This is a genomic window from Proteus sp. STS61-E, from assembly GCF_040932335.1.
GTDB classification, from domain to species: domain Bacteria; phylum Pseudomonadota; class Gammaproteobacteria; order Enterobacterales; family Enterobacteriaceae; genus Proteus; species Proteus mirabilis_B.
This window is the reverse complement of sequence record NZ_JBFQGE010000001.1, coordinates 1,019,754-1,043,448: the sequence shown is the minus strand read 5'-3', so window position 1 is coordinate 1,043,448 and position 23,695 is coordinate 1,019,754. Positions and strand designations below refer to the sequence as shown.

Sequence of the window (23,695 nt, the reverse complement as noted above, 5' to 3'; positions counted from 1 at the left end):
ATTATTTTATAGCCTCTTTCTTGTGATTTTGTTCGTCTACTTCTGCCTCTCGATAAACACCAGCAAAAGACGCATTACCAAAGGTACTTAATACCAACCCTTTAATATCATAACGATATGCTTGCATACGTAAAGAGTTAGCTAAAGGTAACACAGGTAACTCTTGAGCAAGAACATCCTGAACTTCATGATAATAATCCATTCTTGAAGCAAGTTGCTGACTATAAAGCGCTTTTTTTAAAATATCATCAAAACTAGGTAAACACCAATGACTCAAGTTAGTTTGTGAGCCAATTGCCGCACAGCTAAAAAGAGGACGGAAAAAACTATCGGGATCGTTACTGTCAGTTGACCAACCAGATAGGGTCATATCATGGGTGCGATCCATCATACTCGTTTCTTGATATCGACCTTCAATAGGCCGAATATTCATTTGAATGCCGACTTGCGCTAAGTCTGCTTGAATAAGTTCAGCCATCTTTAATGGACTTGGGTTATAAGATTGTGAAGCGCTAGGTACCCAGAGATTTAATTTCAGTCCATCAAGCCCTAGCTCTTTAAGAATTTGTTTTGATTTCTCAGGATTATACTCTGTAATTTTTGCTCGATTATCATAAGCCCAAGATGCGCGAGGAAGCACGGATGCCGCTGTTTCAGCTGTACCATAATAAATAGATTCCATTAAACGTTCATTATTAATGGCATAAGCAATAGCTTGACGAACTTTAAGATCATTGAGTGGTGGTTTACTGGTGTTAAAGGCTAAATAAGCGATATTCATACCAGAACGTAAGGTTAATCTTAGTCGCGGATCGTCACGTAAGACTTTTAATTGGCTTGCTGCCGGATAGGCTAGAACATCGCATTCACCAGTGAGTAATTTAGATATACGACCCGTACCACCTGCACCCATATCAATAACAACCTGTTGCATCTTTGGTTGGCCTTTCCAGTAATCTTTATTTCTAAATAAACGAACGAATTGCCCCGGTTGATATTCATCTAGAAAGAAAGGGCCTGTTCCTACTGGTTTCCAATCAAGTAGTGTTTGATCGCCTGATTTTTCTAAATTCTGTGCGTATTCAGCAGAAAGAATAGGGGCGTAATGTGTTGCTAAATGCCATAGAAAAGAGGCGTCAGGCTCTTTTAAGCTAAATTCGACTGTGTATTGGCCTAGTCTTTTTATCGATTGGATATTATTGGCAAAACTTAAGCTGTCAAAATAGGGATATTTACCGCCATTAACTTGATTGAAAGGATTTTGTGGATTAATCATCCTTTCAAAACTGAAAATAACATCATCCGCGGTAAGTTTTCGTGTGGGTGTAAACCAAGATGTTTGTTGAAAAGAGACATTTTTACGTAAATAAAAGCGGTAGGTTGCGCCATTATCTAATGTTTCCCATCGAGCTGCGATTTCAGGGATCAAGCGATAAGTGTAAGGGTCAACATCTAAAAGACGGTCATAAAGCTGTGCAGCCAGAGGATCAATAATTAATCCACTACTTGATAATTGTGGATTAAAGGTATTTACACTGCCATCAACACAATAAACAAAGCCATTTTGATTAATTGGAGTTGGCTCAAGCGTTACAGATGGCGCTTGTGTTTTGGGTGCTACATCCGCGATACAAGTTGCACTTGTAAAGGTAAGTAGCAAAGTACCAATAAATAAAATAGGGCGCATAAATAATGTCTTTTAGAGAAACGATTTTGCTATTGTAACTTAAAAAACTTTCTATCCCCAAATAGTCAAAAAAACAAAGTGAGAAAAATTCTCAATAAAATGCTTTACAAATGCTAATGATAAAGATTATCATCCGTATTGTCCTTCGGCGGTAAGAGGTTTTCCGCAGAGGGCACGACATTGCTCACATTGCTTCCAGTATTTTTTTACTAGCCAGCTCGGGTGCTGGCTTTTTTTTTGTCTATTGTTTACAAAATTCTCTAGCGATTAAAAAACTAAATTTATCAATATATTAAGTTATTATTTGATGTTTTTTAATTAGCCCTCTAAATTGATCGTAGCTTAGTGATAATTTTTCAGCCGCCTCTTTCTGGTTATATAAACTCTCTTTTAATGCATCATTAACTAATTTTTTTTCTACATCATTTTGCCATTGGCGTAAATCCAACGGTAATGTAGGCATTGAAAAATTTTCTTTAGATGATTTTTTTAATATGGGCGTTTTGGGTGTTTGAAGGCCAGCAAAGGGATCAATAATAATATTATTAAGTACACTATCACTGGTTCCATGACGATAAACTGAGCGCTCAACAACATTTTTTAGCTCACGAATATTACCGGGCCACGAATAATCTAAAAGCACTTGGCGCGCACTATCACTAAAACCAGGAAAGAAGGGTAAACCTAACTCTTGGCACATTGAGATAGCGAAATTTTCAGCAAGCAACATAATATCGGCACGTCGTTCTCTTAATGGTGGAAGCCTAATCACATCAAACGCTAACCTATCAAGTAAATCTGCACGAAATTTACCTTCTTCCGCCATTGCGGGTAAATCGGCATTTGTCGCGCAAATAAGCCTCACATCAACATGTAGAGATTGACTGCCTCCAACACGCTCTAAATGACCATACTCAATAACGCGCAAGAGCTTTTCTTGTACAAGCATGGGTGCGGTCGCCAGTTCATCAAGAAAAAGAGAACCTCCATCGGCACGTTCAAAGCGCCCTTGATGACGATTTTTAGCGCCCGTAAAAGCACCTGCTTCATGACCAAACAGTTCAGAATCAAGTAAATTATCATTAAGTGCAGAGCAGTTGATTGAAATAAAAGGCCCTTGCCACCAAGGAGCAAGGTAGTGTAATCGATGAGCGATCAACTCTTTACCTGTACCTCTTTCACCAATAATTAATACAGGCTTTTTTAATTGAGCAAGCGCTGAGGTTTGTTCTAATACATCAATAAATTGACTATCAATGCCGATTATTGTCTCTAAATTCTCATTCATTGGTTAAACTCACCATATTGAGGTATTTTTTGCCAGTTTATCAGGTGTTCGAAAAATAGGCGAACAATATAAATCACCAATTATTAATAGGTTAAGTGAATTCTAAAAGTTGGCACGCAAATTGTATTAACTAAAGTATGCCGGCGTTACGACAGTACGCCATTATTGAAATAACTTTACGTCACTAATTAGCATAGCTATTAAGGATAACATCATGGGTATATTTTCACGTTTTGCTGACATTATTAATGCCAATATCGCTTCTTTATTAGATAAAGCGGAAGATCCTGAAAAAATGATCCGCTTAATGATCCAAGAAATGGAAGATATGTTAGTTGAGATCCGTACAACTTCAGCACGTACTTTAGCTGAAAAGAAAGGATTAGAACGCCGTATCGAACAAGCTGAAAAACAGATGAAAGATTGGCAGGATAAAGCAGAGCTGGCTCTTATTAAGGAAAAAGAAGATTTAGCTCGTGCGGCATTAATCGAAAAACAGCGTGTAGCATCAGTTAATGACACATTGAAACACGAACTAATTATTATTGATGAAACGCTAACTCGTTTAAAAGGTGAAATTAGCGAGTTAGAAAACAAACTGACTGAAACACGCGCAAAACAGCAGTCTTTAGTTGTGCGTCATCAAGCAGCAAACTCATCTCGCCAAGTTCGCCGTCAATTAGACAGTGGCAAAATGGATGCAGCAATGGCGCGTTTTGAGCAGTTTGAACGCCGTATTGATCATATGGAAGGTGAAGCTCAAAGTTACGGGTTAGGTAAAGAGAAATCATTAGACCAACAGTTTGCTGAATTAAAAGCTGATGACGAAATTAGCGCGCAATTAGCGGCATTAAAAGCTAAAATCAATATCAATAAAGAGTAACAGCAAGCGTAATAACCATCTTATAAAGGATATGTAATGGGCTATATATTTCTGGGAATACCACTGACCATTTTTATTTTGTTTATTCTCCCTATTTGGCTGTGGTTGCATTACAACAGTCAGAAAGGTGGAGGCAATGTTCAGCTAACCCAACAAGAAATGCAGCGACTGAGCGCGCTGGTGGATAAGGCTCAGCAAATGCAGGAGCGCATTAAGACATTAGAACAAATACTTGATGCAGAACATCCTAACTGGAGGCAATCATAATGACGATGCAGAGCAAACAATTGTATCGCTTGCCACAAGAGGGCGTGATCCGTGGCGTATGCGCAGGCCTAGCCCATTATTTTAATATTCCTGTTTTACTTGTCAGGGTTATTGCGGTGATTGCGCTGTTTGCTGGCTTTTTTGGTTTAACTATTATTGCTTATCTTGTCTTAAGTTTCTTTATGGAGCCTGCTCCTGCTAATTACCTGCAAGGTGAAGATCAGCAAGAGAGCTTAAAAGAAATTCTAAGCGGAGTAGATAATCAATTGATGCAAGGTGAAAAACGTTTACAACAAATGGAACGTTATATTACCTCTTCTACTTATCAGTTAAATAAACGCTTTCGAGATTTGTAATATTTTTGCCATTTAATCTGATAAGACGCTCCATTTTAGGAGCGTCTTTCTTTCAATCTGTTTATCTTTTCAACGCTTGTATTGTGAAAGAGTAAAATTTCTGATTGAGGAGCATATTGTGAATTCCAATCAAGTATTTATTTCCTTAAAAACAAATAAACTCGCCCAATTAGCCAAAAAAGGGTTAACATTTGGGTTAATGTTATTCACTTTATTTGGGCCAGCAGCAATCACAGGCGGTATATTAAAACGAGTAAGTAGCAAACCGTTACGTTGGCTGGTTCTATTGATAGCTGAACCTATTATCAAAGCAGGCTTTAATAAGCTATCGCGTCAAGTGTCTTGGGAGAAACATGAAACGCCTACAAAATGAACTTACAGCTTTTATTAATCGTGGTGTTGATAGACATCTTCGTTTAGCCGTAACAGGATTAAGCCGAAGTGGCAAAACAGCATTTATTACCTCGTTAGTTAATCAACTTATTAACGTGCACACAGGTGCGCGTTTACCACTGTTTTCGGCTGCACGAAATAAGCAACTACTAGGTGTAAAACGTATTCCTCAACACAATTTAAACATTCCTCGTTTTACCTATGATGAGGGAATGGAATCTCTTTATCATACGCCTCCAAGTTGGCCTGTTCCTACAAAAGGGGTTAGCGAAATTCGTTTACAGCTTCGTTATCGTTCTAATGAATCTTTAACACGTTTTATAAAAGAGACATCTTCACTTTATTTAGAAATTGTTGATTATCCCGGTGAGTGGTTATTAGATTTACCTATGCTCGAACAAGACTATTTTGAATGGTCAGAGCAAATAAATAAGGTTAATCGCCAAAGAACATCACCAGAACAAAATTGGCAATTACTTCTTAAAAAGTGTGATCCCTTTGCACCAGCTGATGAAACGTTATTAGCCGATATTGCCTCTGCTTACACTGACTATTTATTAGCATGTAAAAAAGAAGGGCTTCATTTTATTCAACCAGGACGTTTTGTATTGCCGGGTGAATTAGCGGGAGCACCTGTTTTGCAGTTTTTCCCTTGGGCTGATTTACAAAAATACGATATCGCTAAATTAAAGAATGCTGATAAGCGTACTAATATTGGTATGCTAAAACAGCGTTATGAATATTATGGACAGCATGTTGTGAAAGGCTTTTATCGTGATCATTTCCAAGGATTTGATAGGCAAATTGTTTTGGTTGATTGCCTACAACCTTTAAATCAAGGTGCGGATGTTTTTAATGATATGCGCCAAGCATTAACACAATTAATGCGCAGTTTTCATTATGGAAAAAGAACCTTACTTAGACGTTTATTTTCACCTTGTATCGATAAACTTCTATTTGCAGCCACAAAAGCTGACCATATTACTGTTGATCAACATGAAAATTTAGTGTCATTGCTCCAACAGCTTATCCAAGATGCCAAACAAAATGCCATTTTTGAAGGGATCAGCATTGATTGCATGGGGCTTGCTTCTATTGCAGCGACTGAAAGTGGGATTGTTGATCATCATGGTGAAAAAATTCCAGCATTAAAAGGTTTCCGTTTAAGCGATAACAAACCGTTGGTGTATTTCCCCGGTGAAGTTCCTAAGCGATTACCTGAAAAAGCATTTTGGGAAAAACAAGGGTTTAGTTTCGAATCTTTTAGACCACAGCAAATATCAAGAGATAGTGCGGTTCCTCATATTCGTATGGATAGTGCAATGGAATTCTTGTTAGGGGATAAATTAAAATGAATGAGCCATTAAAATCACGAATTGATTTTAAAGAGCCCATACTTCAAGACGAAGTCATCTTGAAAAAAGGTGTTGGCTTTAATGAAAATGAGCAATTTTTGCCTATTGATCCACAGTTAGATGAAGAGAATGAAGGGCAATTAGAAGGTGATGTTCAATCAATTTTAAAACCGAAAAAAAGTGTCTGGAAACGGTTATTAACGATTGCGAGTACTATTTTAGGGATTAGTGTTATTGCTCAAACTGGGCAATGGATTTATGATTCATGGATAAATTCTGACTGGATTGCGTTGGGTGCAGCCAGTGCAGGAGGGTTAATTGTTGTTGCTGGAATAGGCTCAGTTATAACAGAGTGGCGTCGTATTTATCGTTTACGTCAACGCGCAGATGAAAGAGATAAAGCAAAAGAATTACTTTATAGCCATGCAATGGGGAACGGTCGACCATTTTGCGAAAAACTCGCTAAACAAGCGGGTATTGGCTCTCAACATCCGGCATTAATTCGTTGGCAAAGTGCATTACATGACACTCATAATGATAAAGAGGTATTAGAACTTTATAGCCAACTTGTTCAACCTATTTTAGATAAACAAGCAAGAGCTGAAATTAGCCGTTCTGCTGCTGAATCAACTTTAATGATCGCAGTTAGTCCGCTGGCGATGGTTGATATGGCTTTTATTGGTTGGCGTAATATTCGTTTAATTAATCGCATAGCGGAAATTTATGGTATCGAATTAGGCTACTATAGTCGTTTAAAACTCTTTCGCCTTGTTCTGGTTAATATTGCATTTGCGGGTGCGACAGAACTCGTTAGAGAAGTTGGAATGGACTGGCTTTCACAAGATCTTGCCGCACGATTATCAACAAGAGCAGCACAAGGTATTGGAGCTGGTTTATTAACGGCACGTTTAGGAATAAAAGCAATGGAATTATGCCGTCCTTTACCGTGGATTGATGATAATAAACCTAAGTTAGGCGATTTTAGAAAAGAGCTAATAGGAAAATTAAAAAATACAATTGGTGGCAAGAGAAAGGAATAAATTATTATTTTTACCTTTAAGTCATTTTAAATAAAAGCCGCAGAAGACATTCTGCGGCTTTTTTGTATAAAAACTGGCAAAAGTATTATTTATATAAAATAACCATAATGAAGGAAGTAATAAGATATTATTTTAAAATAAGGCATTAAATAATATAAAGTGTGTTTATTATTTTATTGGTAATGTGCTTATTGTTTCAATAAGAAACTATCGTGATAAAAAATTTTAAAAAGAGTAAGTTCTTATGATGAAAAAGAGTTTTGTAACTAATTGTATTTTAAGGTGAATGCCTACTCATATAGTGAAATATTTGTAATTTTAATCATAATATTCCTTTTTTGAAAGAAAATAGTCTTGAGTTTAGTATGATAAATAGCGTTAAATATCACCGCGAAAACGTACCACAGAGCTATTTTCTCAATATATTTTCAAATGTCTAATTTGTAAGCGATTTGCTATTTAATAAATAGAGAGGTTTTTTATTTATAAAAAATAGAAAAGTGGTTAATAAATAATCCTTCTAACTAGGTTAAAATATGAAAGAAATACAAATGTCAGTAATAAAGAAACTCTCTAAACAAAGACGTCAGCTCTATTTGAGTTCGGCATTTAATGTCTCAAATATCGATAACCAACTCAGTATTTTAATCCCTATTCTTAGTGAGACGATTAGCGAGATTAAAAAGAGACAATACCAAAAGCAACCTAAGTCATTTCAAATAAAAGAAACATCTCAATTTTTTGAATATCTGACTGAGGCGGATAAGAAAGAAAAGGCAATAAACGCATTAGAGTATCTGCTTTTTTGTTTTGATAATGGATGTAAAACTATCAAAAAGGTGATCCGTCGAGAATTAAGCCCTTTAGTAAAGGATGTCGAATATCTTATCGATTTTGAACTAAAAAAAATAATAAAACCCTCTTCATTTTCGTTATTCGGCTTTTTTAAAGCATAAATAATCTTGGTTAAAAATCAGGAGATTAATTTAGTTGTGTAAAAATAAATGCTAGTGGTGTCAACCTTTGCTGACAAGCCTCTTTATTTCGTTGATATTTATGTATAATATCTAGAATTAGTTCAGGGTCACTCAGTATTAAGAAGGTTTATAATGCGTTTAGAGGTCACTTGTGAAGATCGCATCGGGTTAACCCGTGAATTATTAGATCTGCTGGTATTAAAAAATATTGATTTACGTGGAATCGAAATATTCCCAATAGGTCTTATTTACCTGAATTTTTCACAGATTGATTTTGATATTTTTCAACCGTTGATGGCGGAAATACGTCGAATAAATGGTGTTATTGATGTACGTACAGTTGCATTTATGCCATCAGAGCAAGAACATCGTGCAATTTGGACATTATTAGAATCTGTCCCTGTTCCTGTTTTTTCTATTGATACCAAAGGCAAAGTTAAGTTACTTAACCCTGCGACGAGACAGCTTTTTGGTTTATCTTCAGATGATCACTCTGAGAAAACATTTAATCAATTTATTCCTAATTTTAATATTCATCGTTTTTTAGAACAAAAAGAGCACTTTATTCAAATGGTGCCTATTACTGTGAAAAAACAGAATTTTGAAATGGAAATAGTCCCAATTAAACTGACAGACGATAACCAATATAATCATTGTGTTGGGGCTTTTGTTTTACTGAAACATCATGAAGTTATTTATGATCGCTCTAAAGTAGTGGCTAATGATCAAAGTGGATTTGACCAAATTATTGCCGTAACACCTAAAATGAAGCAGCTTATTGCTCGTGCAAAGAAAATGGCAATAATGAATGATCCATTGTTGTTAGTGGGCGAAACAGGCACAGGAAAGGATTTATTAGCAAAAGCCTGCCATTTACTAAGTAACCGTTTAAGGTATCCATTTCTTGGCTTAAATTGCGCGTCAATGCCTGATGATGTTGTTGAAAGCGAGTTATTTGGCTATGCAGCGGGCGCTTATCCTAATGCGATTGAAGGAAAAAAGGGCTTTTTTGAGCAAGCTAATGGTGGCACTGTTTTACTTGATGAAATCGGTGAAATGTCACCGCAAATGCAGATTAAACTTCTACGTTTTTTAAATGACGGAACGTTCCGCAGAGTGGGTGAAGAAGAAGAAGTTAATGTCGATGTGAGAATTATTTGTGCTACTCAGAAAAACTTGTGGGAATTAGTGCAAAAGGGATTATTTAGAGAAGATCTCTATTACCGCTTGAACGTATTAACACTAACATTACCGCCATTAAGAGAAAGAAGGGACGATATAATTCCGTTGGCAACTCATTTTATTAATCAGTACTGCCAAGAACAAAATATGGGTGTACCGTCCATTTCTACCGACTTTTCAAATTATTTAATGCAATATTCTTGGCCGGGTAATATTCGCCAATTACGGAATACTGTTTACCAAGCAATGGCTCAATTAACCGGAAATACATTGCGCGTTCAAGATATTACGGTACCTGAGCACACGGATGAAACATTATTTGATGAGAACCTATTAGAAGGCTCGTTAGATGAAATGACAAAACGCTTTGAAGCTTCGATTTTGACGCGTTTATACCGTGATTACCCTAGTACACGTAAATTAGCAAAACGCTTAGGTATTTCTCATACTGCTATTGCGAATAAGCTAAGAGAATATAATCTTACGAATAAAAAGAGTGAGAAGTCTGAAGATTAATTGAGTAGTAAGATGAGTAGTAAGATGAGTAGTAAGATTTTGTGCATAATAAAAATAGACGAGCATAATGCCCGTCTATTTTTTTATCTGTATTATTTCAATGCTTTTAATGCATCATCATAATTTGGTTCAGTTGTGATTTCATCAACCAACTGGGTGTAGATAACAGTGTTATTTTCATCTAAAACAATCACTGCACGGCTCGTTAATCCAGCTAATGGGCCTGATGCAATTGAAACACCATAGTTTTCTTTGAATTCAGCACCACGCATTGTAGATAATGTCACAACGTTATCTAAGCCTTCCGCACCACAAAAACGTGCTTGAGCAAAAGGCAAATCAGCTGAAATACATAAAACAACGGTGTTATTTAATTCATTTGCAACTTTATTAAATTGGCGAACACTTGCAGCACAAACACCAGTATCTACACTTGGGAAAATGTTTAGAACTTTACGTTTACCTGCAAAATTCGCTAAAGAAACATCATTAAGATCTTTACCAACAAGAGAGAAATCTGCAGCTTTTTGACCTACTGCTGGGAAATTACCCGCAAGTGCCACTGCATTTCCTTGTAAAGTAACTTGATGTGCCATTGTTGTTCTCCTTTATTAGTTGTTAGACTAACTGTTATTAATACTCATTATTAACGATAATTCTCGTTAATGCTTAACCATTATTAAAATTTGCCACTATTGGCATACTCACCACTAAAAACATAAAAATTTATAAAATATTTGTAATCAGTGATTGTGCCTTTTTATCAGGCTCTTATAATTGTGCAGTTCATTCTCATACAGATTACAGGACGAAACAGACATGCGCAAAATATTCGTCATCTCATGTGCACTTGTCGTTCAAGGATTACTCACATCGCAGGTAAATGCGGCAGTAGTCCCCGCAGGAACGATACTCGATAAAAAACAAGAAGTGGTTCGACATTTAAAAGATGAACCTGCATCACTCGATCCTATTAATGCAGTAGGGTTAACAGAAGCTCAAGTGCAACGTGATTTGTTTGAAGGGTTGACGATAGAAGATGAGTATGGACGCCCGATTCCGGGAGTTGCTCAAAGTTGGCGCACAGAAGATAATCGCGTGTGGATCTTCACTTTACGTGATAATGCGAAATGGTCCAATGGTGAAAAGGTAACAGCAACAGATTTTGTCTATAGTTGGCAAAGGCTAGTTGATCCTAAAAACCTTTCACCTTTTGCATGGTATGCATCACTTGCATCGATTGAAAATGCACAAAAGATTATTGATGGAAAATTAAAACCAACATCATTAGGTGTAGAAGCGATTGATGAAAAAACACTAAAAGTCACGTTAGAACGCCCAGTTTCTTATTTTCCAAATTTGACGACTAATTTTTCGTTATATCCTGTACCTCATCATAGTATTGAAAAATATGGTGCTGAGTGGGTTAAAGTTGGTAATTTAGTGGGAAATGGGGCTTTTGTTTTAAAAGACAGAGTGGTTAACGAGAAGATTGTATTAACGCCAAATCCTTATTATTGGGATCATAAAAATACAGTATTGACTAAAGTTACTTTTGTGCCTATTAATCATGAATCACATGCGACTAAACGTTATTTAGCCGGTGATATTGATATTACAGAGTCATTCCCGAAAAATTTATATCATAAATTAATGAAAGATATTCCTAATGAGGTTTATATTCCTGACCAGTTGGGGACTTATTATTATGCTTTTAATACTCAATCAGGGCCAACAAAAGATATTCGTGTACGTAAAGCGTTAGCGATGGCGATAGATAGAAAAATTATCACTGATAAAGTATTAGGAACAGGGGAGAAATCAGCAAACCGTTTTACACCTGATGTAACGGCAGGCTTTACCCCAGAACCTACAATTTATGATGAATACAATCAAGATGAATTAGATAGTCAGGCTAAGATCTTGTTAGCGGCTGCTGGATATGGTCCTCATAATCCATTAACACTCTCATTGCTATACAATAATTCAGAGAATCATCAGAAAATTGCTATTGCAGTTGCTTCTATGTGGAAGAAAAAGTTAGGAGTAAAAGTCGAATTACGTAATCAGGAATGGAAAACATATATTGATAGCCGAAATTCGGGGGATTTTGATGTTATAAGGGCATCATGGATTGGTGACTATAATGAGCCTTCTACTTTTTTAAGCTTATTAGGTTCTAAACACACTGGTAATATCCCTAAATATCAGAATAAGCAATATGATGAAGTGTTAACCTTGTCTGGTATGGCTATTGATGCAAATGAGAGGAATAGTTTGTATAACCGTGCTGAGCAAATAATTGCTGAAGATGCACCAATAGCACCTATTTATCAATATACAAATGGACGATTAATAAAGCCTTGGCTAAAAGGTTATCCAATTAAAAATCCAGAAGATGTTGCATATAGCCATACGCTTTATATTCTGAAGCATTAAGGTAGAAGCTAAATTAAAACCTTAAAATGATGCCTCAAAGTCAAAATCTACTTTGGGGCATTTTTATTTTAGTTACAAATAGAAAATGTAAAGAAATTATGATTTATACGTTGATATGTATCAATAAGAAGAAAACTAAAGAGGTCTAAAAAATAGAAGAGAGTATAAATAAAAAAGAACCCCTTTAAAAAAAGGGGCGTAGCAAAATAAAGCAGGATGACTTATCGTCCGGATATAAATTATATTTTTAAGGCTTTCTTTGCACGCTTTTTATTGTATCTAACTGTTACAGTGATTAATAAAATATTTATAACAAAAAAAATCCCTCTGTTATAAAAACAGAAGGAGACTCAAAAGGAATAAACATTGCAAGTGATATGTTAATACATTTTTATGGTATTGTTTTGACCAATTGTGCAATGTGCTTGATGTTAAATATTATGTCTTATTTTATTTATAGATATAAATACTTAATTATAATAAAAACTAATATATTTATCATGGTATTTGAGTACTTTAAACGTAGAACTATCTATTCGCTTTTCTTTATTATTAAATAAAGTTATTGATTATCAGTAGTTATTAGAAAACCGTTTAAAAATGAAATCCTAGAGATAATTGTACAACACTTAATTCAAGATGCCGCTTGTTTGCTGTGGTATCAGAGTAAAGATAGCCCAAGCTAAATGAGATATCTCTAACAGGATTATAATCGATGCCAATTTGACCAATTACACTTGTTGAATTTACAATGTGGGAATCTGTTGTATTTATTTGGGGATGATATTTATCTTCCTGATATTTTAATTTATTAGGACCCATTTGAGCATAAACAGAAATTTCAGGTGTTATTCTATAAGTTGGACCGATTAATAGACCTGTAGTTTTTGTTCGGTATTTTATTGTTGACGGTGTGGTAAAACGAGGATCAATAAAATATTCTTTACGATCTGTGTTTAAATGCAGTAGGGAAATTAATATTCCCCAAGTATTTTCTGTTTCATATCGATAACTGATTATCTCTCCTTTTGCGGTGTCGCCTTTTATTTTGCCGTAAATATAACCAGCAGAGAGGGTGTGTGTTTTATCATAGGCATGTAATGTAGAAGAATAAGATAAAGCTAAGGTAATTAAAATAAGGGCTAATTTATTCATTGTAGAGTTTCTATGTTGATGTGTAGAACGTTATTTTTAGTAAAATAAATGTTGATTTCAATATTAATTGATTGAAATTACTCTTAAAAAAAGTTCGCGTGCTTATTCTTAAACTCAATAAAAATAAAACTATTATAAATAGCTAATAATTAATTAATATAAATTTTATTAATTATTTTAGATGATGGTGTAATGAGATGTCATTATTTAAATAAAAGGGAGTGGAAATTGAGCGTAATAGGTGAAAATACTCACAATAAGTTTTAATACCTATTGTGAGCTAGATTTTGGCGTGACTTTCTATTTCTTATCTACAACTTCAATCAGTGTATATTTCACACTTGGTGCATCTGCTGGAGGATTAGGAATATCTGTAACATTAACTTTCAATGTGTATTCAGTGCCTGCTTTATATTCAAAACCATCAATGTTTTGATAGAACAGAGACCATTCGCCTGAAGGTAACTCTTTTACCTTCATACACTTCATTGGTGCGACACCTACACAATCATATAGTTGTGAATCCACTAGAAGCGTTTTTGTTGTCCCTGTAGACGGCGTTGTATTTGCACTTTCAGTTGAAGTTGCGTCATTGCATCCAGCCAAAAGTAAAAATAAAGGAATAGCGATAAATTTTTTCATATTGATGACCTTATTTTTAGGGTGCAATAAATGTATTAAAGAATATTTAGTATACACCAGACAGATAATTATTATAAATTACAACAGGTAACTTTTTTTTCTATAAATAAAATAAGTTACCTGTTGTTATTCTAGGTGTTAATATCCTAACGTAACTATTAGTATCCAATTTAGTGTAATAATCCTAAAGTGATAAAGATAAATAGAAGTTTGGGATGAATTAAACAAAAGTAGCGTTGATATACAGCTAACTAGAAAAAAGTATAGAATAACAGTTCAAAACATAGCGTTATAAAATGAAGGTAGATTAATCATATTTGACAGTTGAGCATTGAATTCAAGTATTGCCTTTAAAGCAAAAGTTATGGAGGAAGCTAAGTGAAAACAGTTAATGACTCTGTTATACAAGATGCAGATGCTATTTATACAGCACAACTTGATGGGCATGGAGGAGCAACAGAAATCACAACGGAGACTGTTGCAACAAATGAAAATCCATATTGGGTGCATTTAGATTATCGCAAACCACAAAGTGCTCAATGGATACAAGAGACAGAATTACTTCCACCTATTGCTAAAGATATATTGCTTGCAGAGAACGTCAGACCAAAAGCACAGCGTATCGGTGAAGGTATCATTATCAATTTGCAAACAATTAATAATAATCCTAATGATAGACCTGATGAGCTTGTTGCTTTTAGAATTTATATTAACAGTCAAACAATCGTTTCAAGCCGTCACCGCCAAGTTAATTCGGTGGATTCTGTTATTCATACTTTAGAACTGGGTAATGGACCTGAAAATAGTGGCGATTGGCTAATTACTATGGCTGATGCTGTGACCGATGAAATAGGCGAATTTGTTGAGACTTTGCATGACCAATTAATTGAACTTGAAGATATGATCCTCGAACAACAAATACCCGCAAGAGGTGAACTCGCATTATTAAGAAAACAATTGATTGTTTTACGTCGCTATATGGCTCCGCAACGAGATGTATTTTCGAGACTTTCTATCGAAAAACTACCGTGGATGAGTGATAGTGATAGAGTCACGATGTTGGAAATCTCAGAAAGACTTTCTCGACGTTTAGAGGATTTGGACAGTAGTATTTCTCGTACGGCAGTGATTGCTGATGAAATAACATCAATGATGGCTGATGCGATGAATAGACGTACTTATACTATGTCACTAATGGCGATGTTATTTTTACCAACAACATTTTTAACAGGGCTATTTGGTGTCAATTTAGGTGGAATACCCGGAAATGAATTTCCTTATGGTTTTACCATCTTCTGTTTATCTCTCTTTATTTTGATTGTGATTGTTACTTGGTGGTTAAAGCGTAGTAGATGGTTGTAAATTTTCAGCAAATTAATCGTAACTAAATGGATTTAAAAAAGAATTCTCTAACCCTGTTTGAGATATATCAATTTTTTAAAATAGAACATCTGGCATTATAACTCTCGCAGGTGAATACAACGTTGAGCGATGAACGTTGTGCTCCATAATTGTAGTTTTTCTCATATTGAGTTCTTAATACAGAATAATTGACCATTATTACACCGATGTTTCTTAACATCGGTTTTTTTTTGCTTAAATTTATTATTGGCTATTATTTAGTCATAAAAATCCTAAGCCCCGAATGCAAGGCTTAGGAGATAGTGCACTATTTCACTTCAACAATATCGAGTTTATTTTGGCTAAAGTCAGGACGTTCATCATCTTCTTCTTGGAACATCACTGGAACGGCTGGAATATCGTCTTTATCAAAAGCTAAATCGCCACCATTAATGACTTCATCACCATGTTTGATATTCACAAAATCAAATAATTGAGTATCACATAAATGTGATCGGACAATATTTTGTGTTGCTCTAAACATAGTTTCAATACGACCAGGATAACGTTTATCCCAATCTCTTAGCATCTCTTTAATCACTTGGCGCTGAAGGTTAGGTTGTGAGCCACAAAGATTGCATGGAATAATTGGGAATTGTTTAGCTTGTGCGAAACGCTCAATATCTTTTTCACGAGCATAAGCAAGAGGACGAATAACAATTTGTTTGCCATCGTCACTCATTAATTTAGGTGGCATACCTTTAAGTTTGCCACCATAGAACATATTTAAAAATAATGTTTCTAAAATATCATCACGATGGTGGCCTAAAGCAATTTTAGTTGCACCAACTTCTGTTGCTGTGCGATATAAAATACCACGACGTAAACGTGAGCATAAAGAGCAGGTTGTTTTACCTTCAGGAATAATATCTTTAACGATCCCATAGGTATTCTCTTCAACAATTTTATATTCCACACCAAGTTCATTTAAATACTCAGGTAAAATGTGCTCAGGGAATCCGGGTTGTTTTTGGTCTAAATTGACTGCAATAAGTGAAAAGTTAATTGGCGCACTTTTTTGCAGATTCATTAAGATAGAAAGTAGCGTGTAGCTATCTTTACCACCAGAAAGGCAGACCATGATTTTGTCGCCATCTTCAATCATATTAAAGTCAGCGATAGCTTGCCCAACATCACGGCGTAAGCGTTTTTGTAGTTTGTTGAAATTATACTGCTCTTTTGGGATGCTCATTTTTTACGGTTCTATATCGTTGCTGATTATTCTGTAACTTGCTAACCAAGGCTTTGTTCTTCGCTGTTTTGATACCTTAACAACATGATAAATCAATAAAATATCTTATAGGCTCAAATGATAAGTTGTGTGAAAAACAAAGTTATTTATGGCAAGAAAATTGATAAGTCGACAATGATACCAGATGGTAGGGTGGTTTCGATATAGATAACTACAGTTAAGCGCTTTCAAGGTGGTAAAAAGTAAGAAGTAATAGCCTTATATAAACTGAATAAGGCTATTAAATTTTTTGTGTCACGTAGCGATTATTAATAGGTATATGTCTTAATAAGGCATCGTTGGTAGTTCACGTAGAATAGAGTTTTTTCTACGTTCAGCAGTTAATTGTGACAATTCATTGTCGGAGACAAAAATTAAGGCATCTTGAGGACAAAATTCAACACAAGCAGGGCCTTGCTCTCTATGATTGCATAAATCACATTTAACGATATCAATTTGAAATTGCTGGCCAAGATCTAAACAAGAAGTCGGTGCTGAATGCGCTTTTTTCTCAAGCTCAATGGCTCCAAATGGGCAAGCTAAAAGACAAGCTCTACACCCAATACAATTTTCAGGGTGCGTTTCGACAAAGTTTTCACCACGCACTAATGCTTTTGTCTGGCAAGCTTGGGCACAAGGCGCATCTTCACATTGATGGCAAACAGAAGCTGTAAATTGATGCATTAATTTAATAATGTGGATCCTAGGATGAAAATTCTTTTTATTGAGAAAATCATTTCCATCTTTTTCTGATGTATGACCGACCGAACAAACAACCTCACATGTCTTACAGCCAATACATTTTTTAGAGTCAATAACAATTTGGCTATTCATCTCAATACCTACTTATAGGGCTATATACTTTATAATATATCGATGAATAACTTGTTTTAGTAATATTAATCAAATTTATATCGAATAAATAAGGTTAAATAATAACAATAAAATAAAAAATAGTTTTTTAAGCTGAAATCAAATGAGAATGAATAGTATTTAATAAGATGATAAGAATAAAATCTTATAAATATACGTAAATAAACGTAGCTGAAAAAACGGCAATCTTATTTAGATTGCCATTTCTTTAATTGGTATCTGTTATTAAAACTTATGATGTTAATGTCGCTAATTTAGTCGCAAATCCCATAAAGAAAAGCCCGATAACACCATTACCTAGTTTAGCGATATTTTTACGCGAGCCGAAGAAGCGAGCAAGGGCTACACCACCAAATATCAGAAAAGAAAGATAGATAAAACTAAAGGCTTCAAGCATGGAAGCGAGGATTAAATAAGATAATCCCGTATGTGCATAATTAAAATCGATAAACTGCACAAAAAATGAGATATAAAATAAAATCGCTTTAGGATTGGTCATACTTAATGTAAGCGCTTTTCTAAAAACGTGTTTCTGTACGGTTGTTGTTTGTTCTGAATGCACTTTTTTGGAGAAAAAAGTGGCATGGATAATTTTTATTCCCAAATAGAGAAGATAAAAAGCGCCTAAAAAGCGAACAATAGTAAAAAGTAAAGGAGAGGCTTTTATTACCGATGCAACACCAATAAAGGCGAGAAAAATTAAAATAGCATCACCTAAGAAAACACCAAATGCAGCACGATATCCATCGCGAACACCGCCTGATGCGCTTGTTTTTAGCACATAGAGTGTATTGGGGCCAGGAACAAGAATAATAAAAAACATGCCTGCAAGGTATGTCCAGATATTGAGTACACCAAATTGTTCAAGCCACACGTTAACCCCCAATCCTACTTTCTCTGTATTACTTAATGAATTGCTATTATATAAAGAGAATCCACATTATTTAAACGCATATTTTTACTCATATAGAAGATAAATGTTTGATGCTTACTGCTTTCTGACCAAAACAGTACTTCTTTACCACTTCAATAGATTACTGCACTGTTTTGCCTTTGTTTTCAAAATTGGTTCACGATTAAAAAAATGATAGGGTTTCAAATAGAAAGATAAAATATTACAAAGGCAAATTATGGCTTTTTTTATGTAAAGACGGTAGATCTCTTAAATTAACTAGACTATATTTATCTGTGTTTTTATACAGTATTTTGTCGATCAATTAGGGTAAGGGAAATGCGATGTTAAAAGTGATTGCTGAAGATTTTATTAAAACAGAAGCGATAGAAATTGTTTTACCTCTTTATCGTGAACTTGTTGAAGCGACTAAGAAAGAGCCTCTTTGTATTAGTTACAATCTATATGTTGATGAAAAAGATCCTGGTCACTTTGTTTTTATTGAACAGTGGCCTGATCATGCTGCACTTGATGTGCATTGTGCTAGTGAACATTTTCAGCGATTAGTCCCTATGATTAATGCATATACAAGAGCAGAGCCTAAATTTTTACTTATGGCAGATGCTTTTGATGAAAAACAAAAGTAATAAAAGTTAGCTCATTTATAGTGAGTACATTAGATAATAAGAAGTAAAACAAGAGAGAAGGTGATGTTAGCGAAGTATATATCTCAAATTGTAAACCAAGAAGATAGCTATCAAGTTTTAAGTACCCAGAATTTTTTAGATAACTTAACAGAAATAACCAGAGCAACTCATACTTGGTTATTTTCTGATGGTGTCATTTTGAAATGTACAGAAGAGATAGAAACAGAACACTATGATAATGACGCTCAATGTCCTGAACATTGGATCACTTGGGAAATTGTCGAATCAAATAACAAACCTATCTCTCCTTGTAGAAAAGAATTTTTTAATTTATGTCAGCAAGATTTTTGGTTAAAAATGCAACTTGCTAATAATATATAAACATAAAATAAATTTTACTCTAGGTCTGTTTTATCTCTAGATTAATATACATTTCTATTGAGTCTATATATGGAAAATTTAAAGAGCAATCAAGAATATTTAGATAAAACTTTCACTAAACTTGATATTAATGAATTAGCACTTAGCAATGTTATTTTTGAGGAATGTGAATTTCATCAGTGTAATTTTTTATCTGCTGAGCTATTACATTGCAAGTTTGTACATTGCTTATTTGAACAGTGTAATTTAAGTTTAGCTAATTTTCCTAATACTCGATTTTCTAATACTGAATTTGTCGGATGCAAACTTGTTGGTATTGACTGGACAAAAGCGCATTGGCCAAAATTCGATCTTTATTCCCAACTCAGTTTTAAGAATAGCATCTTAAGCGGATGTAACTTTTTTGGATTAAAACTGAGTGAATCTATTTTTGAAGAGTGTAGATTACATGATGTGGATTTTAGAAATGCGGAGCTTCAAAGATCACTTATGATTGGTTCTGACTTTTCTAATAGTTTGTTTATGCAAACAAATTTAGAAGGGGTTGATTTTACTCATTCGCATTCTTTTGATATTGATATTCGGCAAAATAAAATGACGAAAGCAATTTTTTCTAAAATAGAAGCACTTGATTTACTCAAATATCTTGATATTAAATTGAGTGATTAATCGTCATGGAGAATTAAGCAATATTTAGCTTTAGGTTATTGTGCAGCGTAATTATTTGAATTATTTAAAATAAAAATTATATTGTATTAATAATAAAATATATTTACCTTGGTTGGTAATTAAATTTTTTACGTTTAATAAATAAAAAATATCAATAATGGATAGAAAACAAAAAATCCAATGGAAATTAAAATCAGTCTTTTTTCATAACGTTATAGCCTTAATATTTCCTTAATAATAGCGAAAAATAAGGTAAGTTTGTTGTTGAGGCAGATGCTCTTTTAATTATCAATTTAATCATAAGAATTTCTTTATAAAAATTAGTTAGTAACGTATTATTTATAGATAAATTTTATTGAGTATCAAACTCAATTTAATAAGAGAGCTAAATTCTAATTTAGTTCCATTTGTCTATCCTTTTGCTTTTATATAGAGAATAAAGATGAATCGTAATTTATTTATTTCAGCTTCACTATTAGCTATTTCTACGCTTTCTTTTAATGCACAAGCAGCATTAGATAATACTTTATCAGTAGGTTATGCTCAAAGCTCAATTAAAGTGGGTGATAATAAAATAGACGATAACCCTAAAGGGATTAACTTTAAGTATAACCATGAGTTTGATAATGATTGGGGTGTTATTGGATCATTGACGTACACAAAATTAACTTATAATTATTATAGTCGTTGGGGAAAAGTTGGTTCAACTGAAATTGATTATGCTTCATTAACCGCAGGGCCTAGCTATCGTTTTAATGACTATTTTAGCGCGTATGGTTTAATTGGTTTTGGACACGTTAGTCAAGAAGATAAATATTATTATGTTAATAATGAATATAGTAAAACATCCATGGCTTATGGGTTAGGTTTACAAATTAATCCAATCCCAAACGTGGCAATTGATACATCTTATGAATATTCAAAATTTGATAATGCAAAATTTGGCACTTGGGTATTAGGTGTTGGTTACCGTTTCTAATATTAAGCTAATAAATAATTTTTTTAAGAGGTCACGTTATGTGACCTTTTTTCTTTAGAGGAATATAAACTCTAATCGCTATATTTTGGATTTTGACTTATCAAAACTTATTTAATATACACAATATGTGTATTTTTTATTCGAGTGGCTTGACTGTCAATAAAAGATCTTTAAGATGCCATATTTTATGGAGAGGAACGAATGCTAACTATAATAAAAGCAGAGCCTTTGCACTATGATGAAATGATTGCAGTTTGGGGATCATCAGTTAGAGCTACACATACATTTCTATCTGAAGATATCATCTTGTCGCTTAAAAAAGATATTGTAGAACAGTATTTCCCTATGCTTAATACCTATATTGCGATAGATGATAATAATGTTATTCACGGGATCTTAGGTACAGCAGAAAATAAGTTAGAAATGCTTTTTGTCGACGCAAATTCTAGAGGGCATGGGTGTGGTAAATTGCTTACAACTTTCGCGATAAATACCCTGCATGTTGATGAATTAGATGTAAATGAACAAAATCCTCAAGCAATTGGCTTTTATTTTTATATTGGATTTGAGCAAATAGGGCGTTCTGAATTAGATGGACAAGGCAATCCTTTCCCGTTGCTACATTTAAAATTAAATAAAAATAAGTATAAATACTAAATGAAGAAATATTAAAGATGAAAAATAGGGAGAAAAGTAAAAAAACTCTCTATTTATCTTATGTAAATAATAATTATCCACTTAAATTTGATTTATATCGTAATAATTTCCCTGCTTTAATGAAATAATTTTTTCATAATTAAATAAATTTAACACAATAGTGGCATGGTTATGAAAAAAAACTTAATTGTTATTTTATCTTTATTTTTATCGTTATCTTTACTGCCTGCTTGTTCTGAATCACAAGAAAATAAAGTTATTGAATATTGTATGAATACATTAAATGTCTACAGTAATGTGAGCAAAGATCAATGTTTATGTTTTTATAATGAAGCGAGTGGTAAATTTTCTTCAACTGAAATAGATAGAATGGTCAAATCACCACCCATAAAGCAAGACAGTACACTCACAAGAGAAGGCACAATGTTTTTAACTATTGCTCATTCATCTAAATGCTTTGAGTAGCAGTTATTACGCGTAATAAGTGACTATAATTTAATAAAGAATAAATAGTAAATTAAGTTACTTATACTGAAGATCATTGCCTCAAAAAGCAAATACCACAAAATTGATAAACCTATCTCTATAAATTGAATATATTATTACTGTTTTTATATACAGTTGGTTGTGGGTTTATCTTTATTGTGAATTGTGAGGAAATTATGTCAAAGCTTCGCTTATCTTACCCAAAACTCAGTCCTAAAGCTTATGCTGGTTTAATTCAATGTAAAACCGCGCTAGAAGGTAGTTCATTGGATATAACGTTGATTGAGCTTGTCTATTTAAGAGTGTCTCAAATTAATGGCTGCGCTTTTTGTTTGGAGATGCATAATAACTCATTGCGTAATCATGGTGTTGCTCAAAATAAGTTAGATGCACTAAATGGTTGGCAAGTGAGTGAACGTTTTACTGATAAAGAGCAAGCTGCATTATTATGGGCAGAGGCAGTCAGTAATATTTCAGCAAAAAGCACTGATGATAATATTTATCAGCAGGTTAAAACGTATTTTACAGATACAGAAATGAGTGATCTGACATTGGCAATTGGGTTAATGAATGCCTTTAATCGTATTGCTGTGAGTTTGCGTCAGTAATGAGTATTATCTACACAAATTATATATCATTAAATAATGATAAAGAGAAAAGCGCTGATGGAGCGCTTTTAATTTTTTAGGCTGAATTTTTACCAAAGATATTGCATAAAGGGTAAATAAGAAAAAATTAAAGCAATAAGTATAAATAAGATACGAAATAACGTTTTTTGTGTTTTTATTGTGGCGTAAAGCATTACGATAATAATAGCTACGCAGATATACCAGTAAAATGCACCAAAGAAAGCTAAGGTAAAGATAGCATCAATGATAAAGTTACTTTCACTCATTTTATTTCGCGCTGAAATAAAAAATCACCCGCTAAAATATAAGCAGGTGAAGATAAAAGTGATTATGATTTCCAAATAATATGGAACATAGGTTGTAACGGATCTCGACTAATTAGGACTCGACCAAAAATATCATCTATATCGGATTCATCGTCTGGAGCGAGGCCAATAATTACTTCGCTAAAACGGGCAGATGTGACAGGCAGACCAACAATAAATTGCCAATCATTACCTAATGGAACCACTTCAGCTGCGCCTCTTTCTTCAAATTGCAGGTTAAACAATAATTGGTCTGCAACATCCAAATTGTCCGCTGCTTGGGCTAAAAATAGATCATAAGCTTGTTCTAAAGCATCGTCTTCACTGATTAAGGTTGGTTCATTCATGGTAATGCCTGTCTATTG

General features: G+C 34.1%; 27 protein-coding genes. 17 read left to right on the top strand and 10 right to left on the bottom strand.

Annotated features, from left to right (window positions below; genetic code table 11):
• Position 1: 1 nt before the first annotated feature.
• Both sapA and pspF read right to left on the bottom strand, forming a co-directional pair.
• Positions 2-1,687, bottom strand: coding sequence for an ABC transporter substrate-binding protein SapA (gene sapA / locus AB4J89_RS04900; RefSeq protein WP_368468319.1), 1,686 nt, complete (start codon positions 1,685-1,687; stop codon positions 2-4).
• Between the two features lie 292 nt (positions 1,688-1,979).
• Positions 1,980-2,975, bottom strand: coding sequence for a phage shock protein operon transcriptional activator (gene pspF / locus AB4J89_RS04895; protein WP_088495735.1), 996 nt, complete (start codon positions 2,973-2,975; stop codon positions 1,980-1,982).
• Positions 2,976-3,189: 214 nt separating this feature from the next.
• Between pspF and pspA the strand changes: the two genes are divergently transcribed.
• The 8 genes from pspA to tyrR all read left to right on the top strand — a co-directional run bounded on the left by pspA (position 3,190) and on the right by tyrR (position 9,944).
• A complete protein-coding gene (gene pspA, locus AB4J89_RS04890; RefSeq protein WP_072062534.1) occupies positions 3,190-3,858 on the top strand; it encodes a phage shock protein PspA in 669 nt (222 codons plus the stop codon).
• 36 nt (positions 3,859-3,894) lie between these two features.
• Positions 3,895-4,125: an envelope stress response membrane protein PspB gene (gene pspB / locus AB4J89_RS04885; protein ID WP_069369279.1), complete on the top strand. Its 231-nt coding sequence runs from the start codon at positions 3,895-3,897 to the stop codon at positions 4,123-4,125.
• Positions 4,125-4,481: an envelope stress response membrane protein PspC gene (pspC, locus tag AB4J89_RS04880; RefSeq protein ID WP_088495734.1), complete on the top strand. Its 357-nt coding sequence runs from the start codon at positions 4,125-4,127 to the stop codon at positions 4,479-4,481. Before pspB ends, pspC begins: the two co-directional genes overlap by 1 nt.
• A gap of 118 nt (positions 4,482-4,599) precedes the next feature.
• Positions 4,600-4,854, top strand: a complete 255-nt coding sequence (locus AB4J89_RS04875; RefSeq protein WP_227719017.1) for a peptide permease — start codon at positions 4,600-4,602, stop codon at positions 4,852-4,854.
• Positions 4,835-6,229, top strand: coding sequence for a YcjX family protein (locus AB4J89_RS04870; RefSeq protein ID WP_088495733.1), 1,395 nt, complete (start codon positions 4,835-4,837; stop codon positions 6,227-6,229). Before AB4J89_RS04875 ends, AB4J89_RS04870 begins: the two co-directional genes overlap by 20 nt.
• Positions 6,226-7,269, top strand: coding sequence for a YcjF family protein (locus AB4J89_RS04865; protein WP_311754744.1), 1,044 nt, complete (start codon positions 6,226-6,228; stop codon positions 7,267-7,269). The genes AB4J89_RS04870 and AB4J89_RS04865 overlap by 4 nt, the downstream gene beginning before the upstream one ends.
• A 536-nt stretch (positions 7,270-7,805) precedes the next feature.
• Positions 7,806-8,225: a hypothetical protein gene (locus tag AB4J89_RS04860; RefSeq protein ID WP_227719016.1), complete on the top strand. Its 420-nt coding sequence runs from the start codon at positions 7,806-7,808 to the stop codon at positions 8,223-8,225.
• Between the two features lie 153 nt (positions 8,226-8,378).
• The gene (gene tyrR / locus AB4J89_RS04855) at positions 8,379-9,944 is read left to right on the top strand and encodes a transcriptional regulator TyrR (RefSeq protein WP_088495731.1); all 1,566 of its coding nucleotides are present in this window, start codon (positions 8,379-8,381) and stop codon (positions 9,942-9,944) included.
• Between the two features lie 92 nt (positions 9,945-10,036).
• Here tyrR and tpx read toward each other — a convergent pair whose 3' ends face one another.
• Positions 10,037-10,540 (bottom strand): thiol peroxidase, encoded by a 504-nt coding sequence (gene tpx, locus AB4J89_RS04850; RefSeq protein WP_311754745.1) that lies wholly within the window; start codon positions 10,538-10,540, stop codon positions 10,037-10,039.
• Between the two features lie 223 nt (positions 10,541-10,763).
• Between tpx and AB4J89_RS04845 the strand changes: the two genes are divergently transcribed.
• Positions 10,764-12,383 carry an ABC transporter substrate-binding protein gene (locus AB4J89_RS04845; RefSeq protein ID WP_088495729.1) on the top strand — a complete coding sequence of 540 codons (1,620 nt, stop codon included), beginning with the start codon at positions 10,764-10,766 and terminating at the stop codon, positions 12,381-12,383.
• 594 nt (positions 12,384-12,977) lie between these two features.
• Here the strand turns inward: AB4J89_RS04845 and AB4J89_RS04840 are convergent.
• Both AB4J89_RS04840 and AB4J89_RS04835 read right to left on the bottom strand, forming a co-directional pair.
• A complete protein-coding gene (locus AB4J89_RS04840; protein ID WP_368468313.1) occupies positions 12,978-13,538 on the bottom strand; it encodes an Ail/Lom family outer membrane beta-barrel protein in 561 nt (186 codons plus the stop codon).
• 300 nt (positions 13,539-13,838) lie between these two features.
• Positions 13,839-14,180 (bottom strand): DUF4377 domain-containing protein, encoded by a 342-nt coding sequence (locus tag AB4J89_RS04835; RefSeq protein WP_088495727.1) that lies wholly within the window; start codon positions 14,178-14,180, stop codon positions 13,839-13,841.
• A gap of 378 nt (positions 14,181-14,558) precedes the next feature.
• Here AB4J89_RS04835 and zntB point away from each other — a divergent pair, with 378 nt between their 5' ends.
• Positions 14,559-15,542 carry a zinc transporter ZntB gene (gene zntB / locus AB4J89_RS04830; RefSeq protein WP_088495726.1) on the top strand — a complete coding sequence of 328 codons (984 nt, stop codon included), beginning with the start codon at positions 14,559-14,561 and terminating at the stop codon, positions 15,540-15,542.
• A gap of 307 nt (positions 15,543-15,849) precedes the next feature.
• Here zntB and ttcA read toward each other — a convergent pair whose 3' ends face one another.
• From ttcA to leuE, 3 genes are all read right to left on the bottom strand, one after another.
• On the bottom strand, positions 15,850-16,773 hold the full coding sequence (gene ttcA / locus AB4J89_RS04825; protein WP_368468311.1) for a tRNA 2-thiocytidine(32) synthetase TtcA: 924 nt from the start codon (positions 16,771-16,773) through the stop codon (positions 15,850-15,852).
• A 324-nt stretch (positions 16,774-17,097) separates the two neighbouring features.
• On the bottom strand, positions 17,098-17,646 hold the full coding sequence (locus AB4J89_RS04820) for a 4Fe-4S dicluster domain-containing protein (protein WP_368468309.1): 549 nt from the start codon (positions 17,644-17,646) through the stop codon (positions 17,098-17,100).
• Between the two features lie 271 nt (positions 17,647-17,917).
• Positions 17,918-18,559 (bottom strand): leucine efflux protein LeuE, encoded by a 642-nt coding sequence (gene leuE / locus AB4J89_RS04815; protein WP_083629078.1) that lies wholly within the window; start codon positions 18,557-18,559, stop codon positions 17,918-17,920.
• Positions 18,560-18,921: 362 nt separating this feature from the next.
• Here leuE and AB4J89_RS04810 point away from each other — a divergent pair, with 362 nt between their 5' ends.
• The 7 genes from AB4J89_RS04810 (at position 18,922) to AB4J89_RS04780 (ending at position 23,004) form a co-directional block, all read left to right on the top strand.
• The gene (locus AB4J89_RS04810) at positions 18,922-19,224 is read left to right on the top strand and encodes a putative quinol monooxygenase (RefSeq protein ID WP_088495723.1); all 303 of its coding nucleotides are present in this window, start codon (positions 18,922-18,924) and stop codon (positions 19,222-19,224) included.
• Positions 19,225-19,287: 63 nt separating this feature from the next.
• Positions 19,288-19,605 (top strand): hypothetical protein, encoded by a 318-nt coding sequence (locus AB4J89_RS04805; protein WP_368468306.1) that lies wholly within the window; start codon positions 19,288-19,290, stop codon positions 19,603-19,605.
• A 69-nt stretch (positions 19,606-19,674) separates the two neighbouring features.
• Complete coding sequence (locus tag AB4J89_RS04800; RefSeq protein ID WP_311754748.1) at positions 19,675-20,274, top strand: pentapeptide repeat-containing protein; 600 nt, start codon at positions 19,675-19,677, stop codon at positions 20,272-20,274.
• A gap of 442 nt (positions 20,275-20,716) precedes the next feature.
• Positions 20,717-21,253, top strand: coding sequence for an Ail/Lom family outer membrane beta-barrel protein (locus tag AB4J89_RS04795; RefSeq protein WP_311754749.1), 537 nt, complete (start codon positions 20,717-20,719; stop codon positions 21,251-21,253).
• Between the two features lie 201 nt (positions 21,254-21,454).
• A complete protein-coding gene (locus AB4J89_RS04790; RefSeq protein WP_088495720.1) occupies positions 21,455-21,910 on the top strand; it encodes a GNAT family N-acetyltransferase in 456 nt (151 codons plus the stop codon).
• Positions 21,911-22,081: 171 nt separating this feature from the next.
• Complete coding sequence (locus tag AB4J89_RS04785; protein ID WP_088495719.1) at positions 22,082-22,375, top strand: hypothetical protein; 294 nt, start codon at positions 22,082-22,084, stop codon at positions 22,373-22,375.
• A gap of 197 nt (positions 22,376-22,572) precedes the next feature.
• Positions 22,573-23,004 carry a carboxymuconolactone decarboxylase family protein gene (locus AB4J89_RS04780; RefSeq protein ID WP_311754750.1) on the top strand — a complete coding sequence of 144 codons (432 nt, stop codon included), beginning with the start codon at positions 22,573-22,575 and terminating at the stop codon, positions 23,002-23,004.
• Between the two features lie 89 nt (positions 23,005-23,093).
• Here AB4J89_RS04780 and AB4J89_RS04775 read toward each other — a convergent pair whose 3' ends face one another.
• Together AB4J89_RS04775 and AB4J89_RS04770 are read right to left on the bottom strand one after the other, a co-directional pair.
• A complete protein-coding gene (locus AB4J89_RS04775) occupies positions 23,094-23,291 on the bottom strand; it encodes a hypothetical protein (RefSeq protein ID WP_088495717.1) in 198 nt (65 codons plus the stop codon).
• 62 nt (positions 23,292-23,353) lie between these two features.
• Positions 23,354-23,677, bottom strand: a complete 324-nt coding sequence (locus AB4J89_RS04770; protein WP_088495716.1) for an HI1450 family dsDNA-mimic protein — start codon at positions 23,675-23,677, stop codon at positions 23,354-23,356.
• Between the last annotated feature and the right edge of the window lie 18 nt (positions 23,678-23,695).